Below are 15,999 nucleotides of genomic sequence, written 5' to 3' on the forward strand. Positions count from 1 at the left end.
GATGGAGGTGCGCATGAAATCAGGTCATGATCGGCCGGCCAAGCATACGGCATGGATCGTGCGCTGTTTGCTCTTGGCAAGCCTGGCCATGTTGGGCGCCGGCTGCGCGCACAATGATGATGGCACACTGCACTATTCTGGCCCGACCGAGGAGAGTATCGCCGTTGGACAGACGCTGCCGGGCACGAACGTGCGCTATGTGCGTGAAACGTCAGAAGGGGCCGAGCTGATGATTGATGACCAGCGCGCGACCAAGAAGGCCGGCGATTTCGTCGGCTGGAAAGGCGCGCTCGGGCGCGATTTGCAGGCTGACCTGGGCTTACGCGTCGTGTTTTACACGGCCGACAAGGTGCAGTTGGCTGGCACCGCCAATTTGACCATCAGCAACGCCAACCCGGCGCCTGGCCCATTCCCAGAGAAGCCGGTCGTGGCCTACCGCATGCCGGTGACCTATAACATCGCCCGTGGCGACCGCATTCCTGGCACGACGCTCACGTATGAGGGCAAGACAGACCAGGGTGCGCGCATTGGCGGCCTGCCGGCGGGCGATTTCCCCTACCGCCAGGCGGCCGACTCTCTGGTATGGAGCGGCCGCGTGGCGGATGGGGCGCTGTTGCGCGTGGACCTGCGGGTGGTGCTTTTCACCGAGCAGCGCATTCAGCTGGCCGGCATTGCCACCGTGGCTGCCGGGTGAAGCGGCCAGCCCGACCGCAGCCAGGGCACAGACTATTCGCTGGCTGACGCGCGGCGGGCGGCTTGTTTGCGCGCCGGTCCGGTGAGGTGATGCCAAACGTAGTAGACAAGGCCGATCAAGATCAGGGCGACGATGGGATATTTGGCCGGCCCCATGATGCCGAGTATCTGCTCCCACTGATCGCCGAGCGCCCAGCCCACCAGCCCAAGCGCGGCACACCAGATGAAGGAACCGATAAAGGTCAACACGGTGAACTTGACGAAATGGATCTTGAACACCCCAGCTGGGAAAGAGATGAAGGTGCGCACGATGGGCAGGATGCGGGAGACGAAAGAGACATAGTCGCCCCAACGCTGGAACCAGTGGTCGAAGCGATCCACATCTTCTTCTGTCACCAAGATGAAACGGCCATAGCGCACCACCAGCGGGCGTCCACCCCAATAGCCCAGGGCATACGAGGCGATTGAACCGATCGTGCACCCCAAGGCGCCCAGGAATCCTGTGATCAGTGCGGCTTCCCACCACGGGAACACGGCTCGCGGCGTCAACAGCCAGCCCGCGAGCGGCATCGTGATTTCGCTCGGAATGGGGATATTGGCGCTTTCCAGCGCCATGATGATGACCACGCCGGGCCATCCGATGGAATTGAACAGATTCTGAAACAACGGCACCAGGTGCTCGGCGATCCAGGCTTCCAAAACAGTACCTCCATGATAATCTGCAACGGAGAAGACGACCCGGATACGGTCGCTTGTCTCCGCCTTGCCCTGCCTGTGATGTCGGGCAACGCGGCGAGAGTATAACCGTAATCGGGACGCGCGTCAAAGTTTTAACCCTTTTGGTTTTAGGCCGGCAGCGCCGTTCGGTCTCCTGGCAGAACCGCGTGGGCGATGTGGATCCGGCCACCCGGCCAGACGATGTTGGGTGAGCGAGGCGAGCGCTGTGGCCAAGAGCGTCGTCTACGACGAGACGATCCTTGCAGTAGTTCCAAATTTGGCCGAGTTTTTCGCCGCAGAGATCACAAAGAACACAAAAAACTGCTGTTTTGCGTTTAATCTGCCGTTTTTTTGCGTTCTTTGTGCTCCTTGTGGTTGACTATGCTCTACATTGGGAATTGCTACAATCCTTTTCACCTGGCGCCCTTGCACCGTGGCGACTTTGCGTCGAAGTCGTCACGCCATAGGCATGACTTACAACAAGGCAGAAAATTTCGGAATAGATGGATGCTCACTTGCTGAAAAGCCGCGCCACGCGCACGATCTGGGTACTGCTGCTCATCGAGTTCCTGGATGAGCTGGTCTTTGGCGCACGTGAGGCGGCCTGGCCGCTGATCAGCCGCGACCTGGGCCTGACCTACGCACAGATTGGCGTCTTACTTGGCGTTCCCCTCCTCTTCAGCAACGTCGTCGAGCCGATTCTGGGAATCCTGGCTGATGTCTGGCGACGGCGCGCGCTGATTCTGGGCGGCGGCCTTTGCTTTGTCGGCGCGCTGCTGCTGACCGGGTTCAGCCAGGGGTTCACAACGCTGCTGGTGGCCTTCATGGTGTTTGGGCCGGCTTCCGGCGCCTTTGTGAGCCTGGCGCAGGCCACGTTGATGGACCTGGCCCCGCATCGTCATGAACAGAACATGGCGCGTTGGACGTTTGCCGGCTCGGTGGGCGTGCTGGCTGGATCCCTCGCCATCGGCGCGCTGGCGTGGCTGGGATGGGGCTGGCGCGGTCTGTTTCTAGCGTTTGCCGCGCTGGCGGCGCTGCTCGTGGCCGTAGCCTGGCGCCAGCCGCTGGATAAGCCGGGCGCTGTTGTTGCCTCACCCCTCGCGGGATTGCGCCAGGGACTGCCTGCCGCACTCGCCTTGCTGCGCCGAGCGAAGGTGGTGCGCTGGCTCTTGCTGCTCGAATTCTCCGACCTGATGCTCGACATCTTGTTGGGCTTTTTGGCGCTCTACTTCGTGGATGTGACAGGCGCCACGCCTGCGCAGGCCGGCCTGGCAGTCACGGTGTGGACCGGTGTGGGATTGTTGGGCGATTTCTTGCTCATTCCGCTTTTGGAGCGAGTATCTGGCCTGCGCTACCTACGCCTGAGCGCGCTGTTGGAACTGTTGCTCTTCAGCGCCTTCTTGCTGGCGCCTGGCTATGGCGTCCGCTTGGCCTTGATCGGTCTGCTTGGGTTTTTCAACGCCGGCTGGTACTCGATCCTGCAAGGCCGCCTCTATTCCACGCTGCCTGAGCAGAGCGGCGCCGTGCTGGCGCTCAAGAATGTCTCTGGCCTGTTCGGCGCGTTGATCCCATTGGCGCTGGGGCTGGTGGCGCAACGCGCCGGGTTGGGGCCTACGATGTGGCTGCTGCTTCTCGGACCGGTCGCGCTGCTGGTGGGATTGCCGTCGGGACAAAGGGGATCGGAGGTTGGGGATCAGAGGTCAGAGACCAGAGATTAGCGACCAGTCTCCCCTACTTGTTCATCGCTCCGAGCAGCCACGCCGCCACCTCCGCATCGTCCGCAATCTCGGGGCCGAGCTGAATGTATTCGATTTGCGCGTTCTGCAGCTGGCCGCTGGCGTCGAAGTCAAGCGTTTGCATGCCAAGCACACGGCCGGCATGGCCCGGCTGCGCTTCGTCTGCGTGGACAATCAACGCGCCGGTGGTGGGGTCGCGGGCCGGCTCAGGCCGACCGCCAGGCCCGCCGCTGACGATCACGTCAATGCCAGGGACAGCGGCGGCAATCGCTTGATCTACAGCGAGACCGGCGTGCGACAGCAGGATGATGATGTCAGCCTGACCGGATACCTCAGCGACAGCCGCGGCCGCGGCCTCCTGCGGATCGGTGACGGTGATGCCGGCGGCTGCGGCTGCGCCGCTCAGCCCAATGATCGCCACCTGGTGCGTTCCGATGGTGCGCACGACAAACGGCTGTGCGATGCGAGCGCCCGTCTCGATCGCCGTGGCATTGGCGGAGAGCAGGGCAAAGCGGGCTTCATCCGTGCGTTGGCGCAGCGCCTCCAGCCCCAACGAGAGGTCTTGCGGGCCGAGGGCCAGGGCGTCATAGCCCAGGCGATTCATGATCTCCACGCTGGTGCGGCCTTGCGTGGACTTGGCCGGCAGCTGGTCGCCCGTCAGGCTGTCGCCGGCGTCGAGCAACAATACGAATTGGTTCGCGGCACGCGCTTCGTTGATTTTGGTGGCCCGCCGGGCCACACCGCCCACGGCTGGCATTCAGCCGCAGGGCCATAGATAGCCCCAGGTGTCGTTGGTGTGCAGCAGAACCAGGTGCAGCGGTTGGCGCGGAGGCGTCTCTGGCGGGCGCGGCTGCGGCGCGGGCTGCACAGCGCCTGGCGCAGGGGTTGCCATGGGTGTCGCCTGGCAGGCTGTCAACACGGCCAGGAGCAGCAGCGCCATCGCCAGGGCGGGGCGCCGCCGGCGATGCGCTGCGTGCGCAAAAAAGTTGGACTGTTTCATGCGCGCCTCAATCTTGTGGGCGATCAGGCGCCGGCAGGGTCGCCAGAAAATCTCGTTCCATGCGTCCTGCATAGTCCGTGAGCAGGGTCTGCACGCGGTCTGGGTCATCCGCGGCCACCAGCAGTCCCACATGATTTTTCTTGTGCAGGCGCCAGGTGACTTCGGGGTCGTTGTAGCTCGATGTATCGGGCCATTCATCGCGCGCCAGGCAGATGAGCAGGCCGGCAAATCCAGGGCGGACCACCGGCGGTTGGTAATGCTCCCCGCCAGCATAGGCCAGCTCGATCTTGGCCCATTCAGCCCACATGTTGACCCCTGACGCGCCTTCGATCACGCGGTCAATGTTGGCGCCGCCCACGCGCGCCGCCATTTCCAAGAAGTAAAACTGACCGTCGGCGTCGGCCTTGATGAATTCGGCATGGGTCACGCCGCGCACCATGTTCATGGCGGCGATGATGCGGCGGTTTTGCTCCTGCAAGGGGGCGTAGTCAGGCGCATCAGGGCGTAAGGTTTGGGTGGAGAAGATACCGCCTTCGTGCAGCACTTTCATGGGCGCCTGGCCATAGCGGTGAGCCATGGAGAAGACCACTTCGCGCTCCGAGACGATGGAATCCACGTGGAAAACGTCGCCGGGAAGGAACTTTTCCAGCACGTAGTACGATTGGCGGTCGCCCAGAATGTCGAGCGAGGGCCAGAACTCGTCCTGCGAGTTGATCTTGCGAATGCCGATGGAGCCGGCCTCGGAGCGCGGCTTGAAGACCCACGGCGGCGGCACGCGCGCCATGAACTCACGCACCTCGTCATAGTTGAGGACATGGACAAAATCGGGCACAGGAACGCCGCGTTCACGCGCCTGCATGCGCATCGCCAGTTTGTCACGGAAGTAGCGCGCGGTCGTATCGCCCATGCCGGAAATGCGGAGGTGCTCGCGGAGGGAGGCAGCCCATTCGACGTCATAGTCGTCTAGGGCCACGATGACATCGAAACGACGGCTGCGGGCCAAATAGCTCACGGCATGCGTGAGGTCTGGCTGTTTGGCTAACTCTGGCATGTAGAAAACTTCGTCTATACTCTCGCGCGGCCAGTCGGCCTCAGCCAGTTTTTCGCGCGTGATGAGCACGACCTGCGCGCCGAGGCGCTTGCAGGTGTGCATGAAGGCGGCCCCTTTGAAGTAGCTCGCCAGGCACAGTACAGTCAGCGGACGTAGCTCGGTCATGGTTATTCTTCTCTTCCGTTGATGGCAGGATGCTATCGGACGACGTCGGGTGGTTGGAACGGTTCGCAGACGTGGCTGACGGCGTCAGGCGCCATGGCCTGGCAGGCTTTGCCACAGGTGACGCAGATTGGCGGAGGGTTCGTCGCCGACGAAAACCGTTCAGGCCCCAACGTGTGCTCGCTATTGTACCATACGCCGCCGCCGCGCGACAATTCCAAATTTAGCGCACATCGCCGTCAAAACCTGGGGTTGGCGCATGCTTTCCCCAAAACTGTGATACCATCGTACGCAGGCGGCTCACCCGGCATGTGGGGCATTCCAGTCACCCTTGACGTCTTCCCAACGCAGCGCGCCGCTCTGCTGCGGGCCTTGACGCAACTTGGGCAGCACAGCCTTTGGCAGCGCCCGATCAAAGTCAACCAACTGCCGTCGTCATCGGACAGGGTCAGATCGTTCGCCAGGCGCTCTTCCAACGCCTCCGTCAGATACTCGTCCATGCACAGGCGACGTCGAGTACAGATTAACGGGACACGTTGCTTCAACTCAAGTCGCACGCTTACGGTCAGGCGAACGTATTTTGCGGTTGTTCCGTTCACGGTACCCCGCTGCTGCATGCACCTGAATTGTACCCCAGAAGGCAGGTCGTCGCAAACCGATTTGATGACCGGGCGTTGCGCCTGCAGGTCATGCCAGGGTTCGAGAATCAAGAGAGCGCATCACGTGATGCGCTCTCTTGATTCTCTTGGCGGCGGCCTGCCGCGTCAGGCTCTCACGGCGCCCACGCGGCCGCCACGTGCATGATGTCGGCGATCGTCATCTCGTTGCGATTCCAGGCCTGGGCCGCCAGGGTGATGTCCACCACGGTCACGCGGCCATCGCAGCTCAGGTCGGGCGCATCGCACAGCGACGTGATCTCTTCCAGCGCCAGTACGTTGACGAAGGCGTTGGCTGCGGCATTCGTGCGGACGATGCGAATCAAGGCCGAGCCGTCGCCGGTGTAGGCGCCGGCCGGGATCTCGGCGGTGCGATCGGCGCGCTGCTGTCCGCTGAGTGTCACCGTCACGCCCGTGTCGAACGTGTCGGCGTACACGGTCTGGATCGCAGCGCCGCCCGCGTTTTGGAAGAACGTCAGGTTGAGCCGGTAACGCTTGGCGGCGTCGAGACCGTCGTACTGGTAGCGCAGCTCGTTATCCGGATCGTCGAGCGGATTCGAGTCGGCCAGGTCAATGCGCCGAGTTTGGTAGGGCAGCGTGCCCCACGGTCGGCTGTCCAAGCCGTCGAGATAGCCATAGAGACGTGTCGGCCGGCCCGGCGGCGCATAGGGGTAGGCCGGGTCGTTGGGATCGGTCGGGCTGTTCGAGCGGCCGGCGTCGCTGAAGCGGTAATCCACGTCGTACAGGTTGACCCGTGCGACGATTGCGTCATAGCCGATGGTTTCCGAAATCCCGACGGTGATGGTGTGATTAGCATAGAACGCGGGGTCGAGCAGGATGGAGACGCGATGCACCGCGCCGTCGGTCAGGTCGAGCGCGCTGCCGATCTGATTGTCGTCCACGCGGATCACTTCCACGCGCCCAGCGCCGTCGCACTCGAAGAGCGTGAGGTCGAGGTGGTAGAAGTGCCCGGGCAGGAGGTGGTCGAAGCGGTAGCGCACCTCGCCTTCCGGCGCCGTGCGCTGTGATTGATCGGGGCGGGTGCCGCAGAAGGTTGAGGCCTCACCGTTGAGATAGCCAAAGCCCAACGTCGTCGAGTAGGGTGGGTCCGCGGTGATGCTACCGCTGTCGAGCAGCAGCGGCCCGCGCACGCCGACGTAGTCATCGAGCCAGGTGTCGTTGTTGGTCTCGTCGGATTCGTTGACCTGGCCGTCGCGGTCGAGGCGTGCGAAGAGCCGGTGTAGGCCCGCGGTGGTAGGTGTCCAGGGGAAGATCATGTCGGCGGTCGTGCCGCCGGCCAGGGACGCCAGGCTTTGCGCCTGGATCAAGGGCCCACCCGCATCCGGGTTGCCATCATACAGAGCAACCATCTGAGTGCCGGCGGCGGTTTGGCCGGCGTTATGCACGCTCAGCGTTACGTTGACCGGCTCGTCGGTTACCGGCTCAGGGTTGGACAACGCTATCTGCGTCGTCTGCAGGTCGGACCGGGTAAGGATGGTGAGGCTGGCGATGGCCTCGTTGTTGGATTCGTTGCTTTCGGCGACGCGGTTGTACGGATCGATGACGACGCGCACGGGCACGGTGCCAGTGAAACTGGTCGTGTCCCAGGGGATAGATGCGCTCGCCGTGCCGCCAGCGGCAATGTTGGGCACGTAGGCGGCGCCGACCTGAAGGGATAGCCCTGGTGGCTGTCCATTGGGCAGGGTCGCAAAAAATGCTGCGGTCAGGCCGCCGCTGTCGAGCGTGCCCGGATTGTGCAGCGTCGTGGAAATCGTCACCGGGTCGGTTTCCATTGGCGTCGTCGCGCTGAAGGCGACATCGCCCGCGCCGATCTGCGCATCGGGTTGGCCGACCGGCGTGGCACTGAAGCCGGTCAGGTTCAGGGTGGCGAACGGCGCCAGGGTGAAGCGAATCGGCACATCCACCTCGCCGCTGTGGCCGGAGAGGTAGGCGTTGACCGCCGTCGCCAGGTTGCCGGTCGTCAGGTTAGCGGGATAGCCTGGCGAGCCGGTGTAGGTCCAGTCCACCGAGCCGTTGTCGCCCACGTCCACACCCACCGCCAGCGGGCCAGAGCCGTCGCTGACAGTGAAGCTGGCCGTGACGTTGGTATACCCTTGCGGCCGCACGGGCAGACGCATGGCGCGTGGCTTGCTGCCGGTGGGCGTCACTTGCAGGTTGGTCAGGAGCACCTGGCCGGCCCGATCGAGGTAAACACGTACAGGAACATCCAGGTAGCCCGTAGTGGGCGCGCCGTGACTGGCCCAATAGGCGTTGAAATACGCCGCCAGGTTGGGGCTGGTGTATTCGCCGCCGTTGCCCACCGTGCCGTTCCAGGAATCGCTGCCGGTGTTTCCCACATCGAGGGCGAACCAGGCGTTGCTGGGCAGATCGCTGACCAGGGCTTGCAGCGTCACCGGCGTAAAGATGCCGGCCGGCACGCGCAGGGTCGTCACCTGGTTGGCTACGCCACTCCAGTTGAGCTTGCGACCGTACTGTACCTGGTAGGTGTGGCTGCCAGATTCGGGCAGATTGAGGCGAGTCGTGGTATACGGCGCCGATTCGATCTGTTCGGCGATATAGCAATTGATCTGCTGGGTGCTGGCTGGTGGGTTAGTCGAACCAAAAATCGTTTCGCAATGATCAACTCGAATGCGACCGAGACCTCCGGAACCGCCGAGAATCGAGTATGCTCCTCCTAACCCTCCTATCCCTCCCAAGGCTTTAACGAGAGATGATCCCAAGTTCGCAGTCTGCGTTCGAAGCAGTATTGCGCCACCTGCCCCGCCTCCCCCTCCTCCCATCGCATGGCCAACGGCGTCCGTGCCGTTTGATCCATTAGCTGCCAATGAACCTGAAATGACAAATGTTTTGCTACTGAGCAAAACCAACCCACCTCCAGCGCCTCCCGCTCCACCAAAATCGACCCCATTACCCGCCGTATAGGAATTGCTTCCAGATCCTCCGCCGCCTCCAAAGAAAGCTGCAGTGTTGAGGTTTTGATCTCCAACAATCGCACCACCTTCCCCAGGGCCTGATCCGTTTGTGGCATGACCCAACACGCCATTGCCACCTACAGTTGCATACCCTCCGCCACCCCCACCCGAGCCAGCGTCTGCATTGTTGTTGTAGGCTCCGCCACCGCCAGAGAAATTTGCTGTAGTAGAGGTTGCACGTGCGTTGAAGGTACCGGCGTATGATTCACCTTTCTTCCCCGTGGCGCGCGCATAATTATCAGGGCGAGAAGCACCTCTAAAACCGTAACCAGAGGCATTAACACTTCCGGCTACGTTCATCGTTTCATTGCACATCATCGCCAGAATTCCGCCTGTATTGCTATCCCATGAGGGAGCCACAAGGTTGCCACCACCTTGTACTGTGACATTATGAAATTGTGGAACCTTGATAACCTGTGCCTTCACGGAAGCTCCAATCTGAATAGAGAATCTTGCGTTGCCTCCATTCTCGTAATACTCGATAACAAAACTGTGGAGTCCTGCGGATACGTAGCGAGTATCAGAATAACAGGTATCTTGATCTTGCCAGCGGTTAATCGATAACTGGCCATCAATGTAGAGCCTGTAGCCATCATCGGAACAAGTAGATATCAGATAGTCGGTTCCAGAAAATGAGTAGATTTGACCCGTCCATCTTACAGAGAACGAATCGGTTGGGATGCCTGCTCCAGGCGACCCGGTAACCCAGTTAAAGTCCAATATAGAGTCGCATCTGCTAAAAACAGGAGACCCACTTAGCGTACGATTATTGTAATACTCTCCCCAATATCCGCCACCACATGTTTGACTAAGTGGATGCGACATGTATTGGTACATTAGTGGACGCGCCATGGTCCAACTGTTAGCTGAGTTGATTGCTGCGATCGTATTGAACTCCCAGCGGCCTACGTTATCTGTTCCTTGAGTTTGATGAATGAGCACCACATCGCCTGCACTGAAACCTGAAGAATTGGAGGTAGTGGCTGAAGTTCCTGAAGCACTAATAGCAGCACGTGCTGTATTGGGGGTAATCGTCTGCCCTGGTAACACCACGAGATCACCGTCGCGTCCATCACCAAACATTTCGTAAGAGGCTGTGCCACTGCTAAATGCTGTTGCATACTTGCCGACACCTTTTAGCGACAAGTAATCCTGGCTGTACACCTTCACCGGATGTAGCGTCTGCGGCTCCGGTCCGAGCGTGTGCGCAAACTCCACCCATTGACCCTGGGTGCCAGAAACGGTTGCCGGCCAGTCTAGCGGGCGCTGCATGGCGCCCACCGGGGTGTCGGCGGGTGCGGCTGTGACCGTGCCGAACACGTGTACCGTGCGCGTCGGGCTGGCCGGGTCGCTGGTGCGGATCGTGATGTTGCCGTCATACGGGCCGACGGACAGGTCGGCGGTGTTCAATGCAATCTCGTAGCTGGTCATGTCACTGGGGGCAATGCGGCGGCTGCCCGTCTGCGAGACGGACAATCCTGCGGGAGCGCTGATGTAGGTGAGCAGGTCGAGCGCACCTGTGTTCGCCAGGGTGAAACTGCGCTTGAGCGCTGTGCCCTGGGCGGCCATGCCAACGTCCCAGGTCTCGTCGGCAGCGCCCATGGCGAAGTTGGGCGTAGGGTCGGCGGCGAAGGAGTTCAACGGCCGCGCGGCCGAATCAATGATGTTGCCCTCGCTGTCGGTCCAGTGCGCCAACAGGATGTTGTCCGCGGCCGGATCATAGGTCTGCGTGAAAGCCGCGGTCGCCCAGATCACAGGGAAGACGGTCGGACCTGGCGGGATGGTCGGCAGCGTGTGCTCCTGGTGCAGCACCGGCGTCCCATCGGCGACGAAGTCCACGTAGAGATGGCCGCCCTCAATCGTCGTCGGATGCGGGCTGTTGACGACCAGGTTCGTGGTGTTGCTGCCATTGGCGTCCACCGGCCCGGTAGTTGCGATCTCCAACCCCAACGGCTGCAGCATCTGCCCGGTGTACGGCGCCAGGTCGGTGTCCAAGCTGGGCAGCTCCACCGGCGTGATGAAGCGGTGGCTGCCCTGCGGGTCGCTATAGCTGACGACGATCACGGGCGGCGTCGGATTGGCGCTGTTCACGGTGTAAGTGAAGGTGTCGCGCGGCGTGAGCGCCGTGACGGTGAAGCTGGCGCCGGCCGCGATCGTGCCGGTCGTGAGACCGACCTCCAATCCATCGGAGACGCTCAGCGGCAGTGGGCTGTGGTAGCTAGCGCCAACGGGCAGGCCGCCGGTGTGGCCGGCGCCGTCATTCCAGTTGAGTGCGGTGCTGCCCGTGCCGACCACGCCCGGCGTAGATGCGCTGAAGGTGTAGGTGCGGTCAGCGGTGCCGCTGTAATTGCCAGCGCTGTAGGGCTTCGCCGTGCTGCTGCCCCAGTGCGCCAGGCCGGGCGGCTTGACCAGGCTGCCGACGGCGACGTGTTGGCCGGGGCGCACCTTGCCGTTGCCGCCGATGGTGTTGTTGCCGATGGTCGTGGTGTCGTCGGGCGAGTACATCACGGCATCAATGCCGTAGGCGTCGAAGGTGCCGCTGTTTTCCAGCACCAGCTTGACCGTCACGACGTTGCCGGTCTGTTCTTTCACATAGCCGGCCAGGATCTCCGGCTGTGGATGGTCGGCCGGGTCGTCCTTGTCGGTGCCGTAACGCAGCTCGACGCGATCCTGGTAGCCGTCGCGATCACTGTCACGGTTGAAGCGGAAGAGGATGGCGCCGCCGGCCTCGGCTGACAGGTCTTTGAGCGGCGTGTTGCCGGCGTCGGCCTGCGTCAGGTAGATGTTCCACCAGGCGATGTCGGAGAGGAAATGCTCGTGCCAGGTGGGCGGGTTGATGCCGTTGAACTCCGGGGTCCGCAGCGAACTCAGGTTGCCATCCACGTCGTAGCTGGCCGGGAAGTAACGCGTCAGCACGTCCTGCACGCTCTCCACGCCCCAGGTGGGGATGACGTAGCTGTCCACCGTCTCGTCGTTGTCATCCACACCGTCCTCGACGAAGACGGTCAGGCCGCCGGTGACCGCGTCCTGGTAGAAAAGCTCGTCCGCGCCGTAACTGAAGTCCTCGAGGACGACACGCAGCGGCTCGCCGAGGTCAATGCGCTTCATCTGCTCCAGGGTCAGCGGCACGTTGTTGGAGGCGAATTGGTGCGGCGCATCGGCGGGGAAGAGGTTTTCGAGCTTGCCGTTGGGGAACTGCTGCCAGGCCGGGTAGGAGATGATCGGCGTCGTGTCGTCGCCCAGGTAGATGTTGAAGATGACGCCGGTCAGCTCGCGTGCATACTCCGTGCCGGTGTTCTTGATCGTGTAGGTGAAGGTCAGGTCCGCTGCGTGGCTGGAGTCAATCGCCCAAGCGGTGCTCCAGTTTTCGCCGGTGGTGAAGGCCTGGCCCTGGGTGATGGTGTGTTCCTCGTAGACTTCGTTGGTGATCGTCTGGGCGCCGCCCCAGGAGCGGCCATTCGTATGCGTCTCGGTGAAACGCGGGCGCGATAATTGGTAGCTGATGTCCTGTAATCCACGGGAAAGCAGCTCACCCTGCTGGTTGATGGCATACTGTACACCATCAAGCGATGACACAATTCCCTGTGTGTCGAAGTTCTGGTTCAGTATCACAGGCACGACCACGTTCGTGGTTGTATGGATATTGTTCTGGTTGACGTTTGTATATGAGTAGTGGTTGGTTTGCTGTTGTTCTTGTACTTGGTTGGGTGCCCACAGATCTTGCCATCCTTGTCCGGCCACTGCCAATGAACCAGCGACAGCCACCCCTGCGGCTCCGGCCACAAGACAACCACCACCGGCTGTTTCTAGACACAAAGCGGCACCCGCAGCCGCCACAGCACCAGCAGCCACACCACCACCGACTCCAAGTACTACTCTCGTGCCTCCCCAGGCGCGCTGCCAGAAGTCCTCCGGGGCTCTGGCTGCTGAATAGTTGCCCGCACCATCGCCCACCGGTGTTTCGAGAGATTGCGACACTTCCTCCCAATTATTCCAGGTACGCGTATCGGCGATACTTGTGCTTTGACCCCGCATGACGCTCGTTTCATAGCTATTCGTCTGCTGCGTCATCTGCCCCTGTGTCGTGGTGATCGTCGTCACCCGGTTGACCGTCCACGAGCCGGGCACGACCGACACCTCTGGCACCGGAAAAGCAGCCACGAAGAGGTTGTCGCCGGGTGGGCGCACCCAATTGGGCATTGTCGCTTTGATGTAGTTCCAGTATTCGATAGCCGGGTAGCTGCCGTAACCGCAGTTGGTCGGCGCACCCGGGCAGTAAGTCACGCCGAACAACTCCTGCCCATCGTCGAACTTGTCGCCGTCGGTGGTCTCGTTGGGCACACGCGAGCCAACCATGAAGACCTCGGCAAAGTCTGGGATGGTGTCGTAATCGCCGTCGTTACAGATGTTGACGTGTGTACCGGTGCGATCGTTGAAGTTGGGCCAGGCGTTGGGCGGGCCGGACGGTGGGCCGTAGCCCCAGCGCACGGTGCGGGACAGCGTGAAGTCGAGCAAGGCGTCCACTTCCGTGCCATCGCTGTAGACCTGCGCATCGCCGTCGCTGTTGGCATTGAGCGGATCGGTGCACCACCAGGTTTCCTCGGTGTTGGTCAACCCGTCACCGTCGTCGTCGAGCGAAGTCAGGGAGGCCAGACCCGCGCGCTGCTCAGCGGTCAGGGCCTGCATGGCCGTGCGCAGGCTGATCAGGGCGGCGTCCGGGCTGGCGGCCTCCTGACCAATGGCCTGGGCCAGGAATGTCTCGCGTAAGGCGCTGGCCTGGGTCAGCAGCGGCTGCACGCTCGCGGCCAGCCAACCCTTGTCGGCAGTCTGAGCGCCCACCAGTTCGGCTACGTCGTCGGTGTCGCGCGGGGCGAAGCGCTGGCGGGCTAGATTCTTTAGTTGGAGCGCATCGGCCAGCACCTGGGCGGACGCGTCAGTTGCGGTGAGCACGACGACGCCCAGGCTGTCGAGGCGCGCGCGGGCCGTGGGGTTTGCAAGGGCGACGGTTGTGCGGTAGAGACCGCTGCCGGCCTCCGTGGCCGCGGCGGCGATTCGAGTCAGCGGGGTTGGCACCGGGCTGAGCACGAGGACAATTAGAACGACGACGGTCAAGAGTCGAAACATTGGATGATGCGATGACATGGGAAAACCTCCTCAAACGGGCAAGGTGAGCTTAACACGCGGGTGCATCTCATGCTGGGAGCTTGGTCCACGCAGCTGGGCTTGGCAATCGTTGCCGCAACTTACAGTCGCCCGGCTCGCGCCTGGACGCGGTTGGAACCGGCAGCAAAACAAGGCTATCTGAAAACAGGGTGCAAGAAACAGCAGCGTGGGGTGGGGCGGCGCTGTGGGCGCATGTGAACGAGGCGGGCGGGACGGGGTCATGACCCAAGACTCCAGTGACGACAACAACCCGGCGTGTCGCGGCAACGTGGTCGGGTGTTCCATTGAATCGAGGCGATTCGCGAGCCGCTGGAATCATTGTATCATGCCCTGGCGCCAGGGGTCAATTCTCTCAATCGAACAACGGTGTTGTACAACTCGTACAGTTATTTCAGCCTGACCCGTCGGTGGGTGCGTTTCCAACCTGGGTGTTACGATTCAAGCGCCACCACGGAACACACAGACCACACAGAATGATGCCCTGGTTTTTTCCGTGTATTCCGTCTGTTCCATGGTTCATACGGTGACATCGTCTACGGGTTGCCCGCAACTGAGTGGTTTGTGATACAATGGAGCGAGCGAAGAGTCCTAAGAATGTAAACGCAAGAATATCGTTTTGACCCAGTAGACCATACTTTCATTCTATTTGCCTTCACGAGAGAGGTGGCAAGATGACTGGCAAACACGAAAACAATAATCGCTGCCCGATCTGCGGCGGCGCCCTTCAGCATGATTTGGCGACCATCCCATATGTACTTGCCAACAATTTGGTCGTGGTTGTGAAACATGTGCCTGCCGAGCGCTGTCTCGAGTGCGATGAGCCGTTCACCACCGGCCAGGTGACCGATCAGATTGTCGTGATGCTGCAGCAACTCAAGCGACTCAACAGCGAAGTATCCGTTGTGTCCTTCGCGGGCAACGACGTTGTCACCCTGACTGGCCAACGGGAACTCCAGCCGACCTGACCTCCTGGTGCATAGCTGCGCGGCGCTGGCTGCCCACCACGGCGCGTCCTTTGCCGACGCCGCGTGTACCGTGAACGGGCGCACGCGCCAGTATGTCGCGGCCAGTCCTGACGGCATGAACTCCCCGGCACGGATCCCAGGCACCGAGTTGTGGGTCGAGACCAACCAGAGCGCGCACTCAGCGGTGCAGGTCGTGCACAAGCTGCTGTCCGCCCTGGGCCACGCACCTGGGGAGTTTGCGGTTAGCTTCGCCTGACTGTCCGCAAGGCGCAACCATTCCCCGCCGCCTGCGTATTGCCAAAGGAAAGAGAGAATCATCACCCGCACGAATCCGCAGCCGCGCCGCTGACTACGCCACCGGCTGCATGCATCGCCGGTTTGAGGCCGGGAAAGGGGAAACTTCTATGTCCGCAGAACCGCAAAACAGCACACCCGTCACCCCATCCAACAACTTGCCCTCGGCACAGAACGAAGACCGGCCAGGAGGCACCGACCCACTCGATGCGCGCGCCGAACGTCATGAAGACCCGGGCGGCGTTTCGCCCTGGTTGGGGGGCGCGATTCTGATCGTGCTGGGCCTGATCTTCCTGGCTCAGAACTTGCACATCGCCACTTTTCAGAACTGGTGGGCCATCTTCATTCTGATCCCTGCTGTCGGCGCCTTCAACACAGCCTGGGGCAGGTATCAGGCGGCGGGTGCGCGCCTGACGTCGGACGCCGCCGGCTCCTTGATCGGTGGGCTTGTCCTCACCGTCGTCGCACTCGCGTTCCTATTCAACCTGGGGCTGAACGCGAGCCTCTTCTGGCCCGTGCTGCTCATCCTCGGCGGCGTGGCTTTGCTGCTGCAGGCTGTGACCCGCTGA

General features: G+C 61.9%; 10 protein-coding genes. 5 read left to right on the top strand and 5 right to left on the bottom strand.

Annotated elements, in window-relative coordinates; genetic code table 11:
• Positions 1–13: 13 nt before the first annotated feature.
• Positions 14–694 (top strand): hypothetical protein, encoded by a 681-nt coding sequence (locus ACPQ6D_RS04060; protein ID WP_423223015.1) that lies wholly within the window; start codon positions 14–16, stop codon positions 692–694.
• A gap of 32 nt (positions 695–726) precedes the next feature.
• Here ACPQ6D_RS04060 and ACPQ6D_RS04065 read toward each other — a convergent pair whose 3' ends face one another.
• The gene (locus ACPQ6D_RS04065; protein WP_423223016.1) at positions 727–1,392 is read right to left on the bottom strand and encodes a DedA family protein; all 666 of its coding nucleotides are present in this window, start codon (positions 1,390–1,392) and stop codon (positions 727–729) included.
• A 533-nt stretch (positions 1,393–1,925) separates the two neighbouring features.
• On the opposite strand from ACPQ6D_RS04065, the gene ACPQ6D_RS04070 reads away from it, so the two are divergent.
• Positions 1,926–3,128: an MFS transporter gene (locus ACPQ6D_RS04070; RefSeq protein ID WP_423223017.1), complete on the top strand. Its 1,203-nt coding sequence runs from the start codon at positions 1,926–1,928 to the stop codon at positions 3,126–3,128.
• Between the two features lie 13 nt (positions 3,129–3,141).
• On the opposite strand, the gene ACPQ6D_RS04075 is transcribed toward ACPQ6D_RS04070, so the two are convergent.
• The 4 genes from ACPQ6D_RS04075 to ACPQ6D_RS04090 form a co-directional block, all read right to left on the bottom strand.
• Positions 3,142–3,903, bottom strand: a complete 762-nt coding sequence (locus tag ACPQ6D_RS04075; protein ID WP_423223018.1) for a bifunctional UDP-sugar hydrolase/5'-nucleotidase — start codon at positions 3,901–3,903, stop codon at positions 3,142–3,144.
• Positions 3,904–4,146 carry a hypothetical protein gene (locus tag ACPQ6D_RS04080; RefSeq protein WP_423223019.1) on the bottom strand — a complete coding sequence of 81 codons (243 nt, stop codon included), beginning with the start codon at positions 4,144–4,146 and terminating at the stop codon, positions 3,904–3,906.
• Positions 4,147–4,153: 7 nt separating this feature from the next.
• Positions 4,154–5,362, bottom strand: a complete 1,209-nt coding sequence (locus ACPQ6D_RS04085) for an ATP-grasp domain-containing protein (RefSeq protein WP_423223020.1) — start codon at positions 5,360–5,362, stop codon at positions 4,154–4,156.
• 769 nt (positions 5,363–6,131) lie between these two features.
• Positions 6,132–14,150 (bottom strand): CARDB domain-containing protein, encoded by an 8,019-nt coding sequence (locus tag ACPQ6D_RS04090; RefSeq protein ID WP_423223021.1) that lies wholly within the window; start codon positions 14,148–14,150, stop codon positions 6,132–6,134.
• Between the two features lie 692 nt (positions 14,151–14,842).
• On the opposite strand from ACPQ6D_RS04090, the gene ACPQ6D_RS04095 reads away from it, so the two are divergent.
• The 3 genes from ACPQ6D_RS04095 to ACPQ6D_RS04105 all read left to right on the top strand — a co-directional run bounded on the left by ACPQ6D_RS04095 (position 14,843) and on the right by ACPQ6D_RS04105 (position 15,999).
• Positions 14,843–15,136 (top strand): YgiT-type zinc finger protein, encoded by a 294-nt coding sequence (locus ACPQ6D_RS04095; RefSeq protein WP_423223022.1) that lies wholly within the window; start codon positions 14,843–14,845, stop codon positions 15,134–15,136.
• Between the two features lie 7 nt (positions 15,137–15,143).
• Complete coding sequence (locus tag ACPQ6D_RS04100) at positions 15,144–15,392, top strand: hypothetical protein (protein WP_423223023.1); 249 nt, start codon at positions 15,144–15,146, stop codon at positions 15,390–15,392.
• Positions 15,393–15,540: 148 nt separating this feature from the next.
• On the top strand, positions 15,541–15,999 hold the full coding sequence (locus ACPQ6D_RS04105) for an MFS transporter (RefSeq protein WP_423223024.1): 459 nt from the start codon (positions 15,541–15,543) through the stop codon (positions 15,997–15,999).

It is taken from the genome of Candidatus Amarolinea aalborgensis, assembly GCF_900491745.1.
In the GTDB taxonomy this organism is placed as follows: Bacteria; Chloroflexota; Anaerolineae; order SSC4; family Amarolineaceae; genus Amarolinea; species Amarolinea aalborgensis.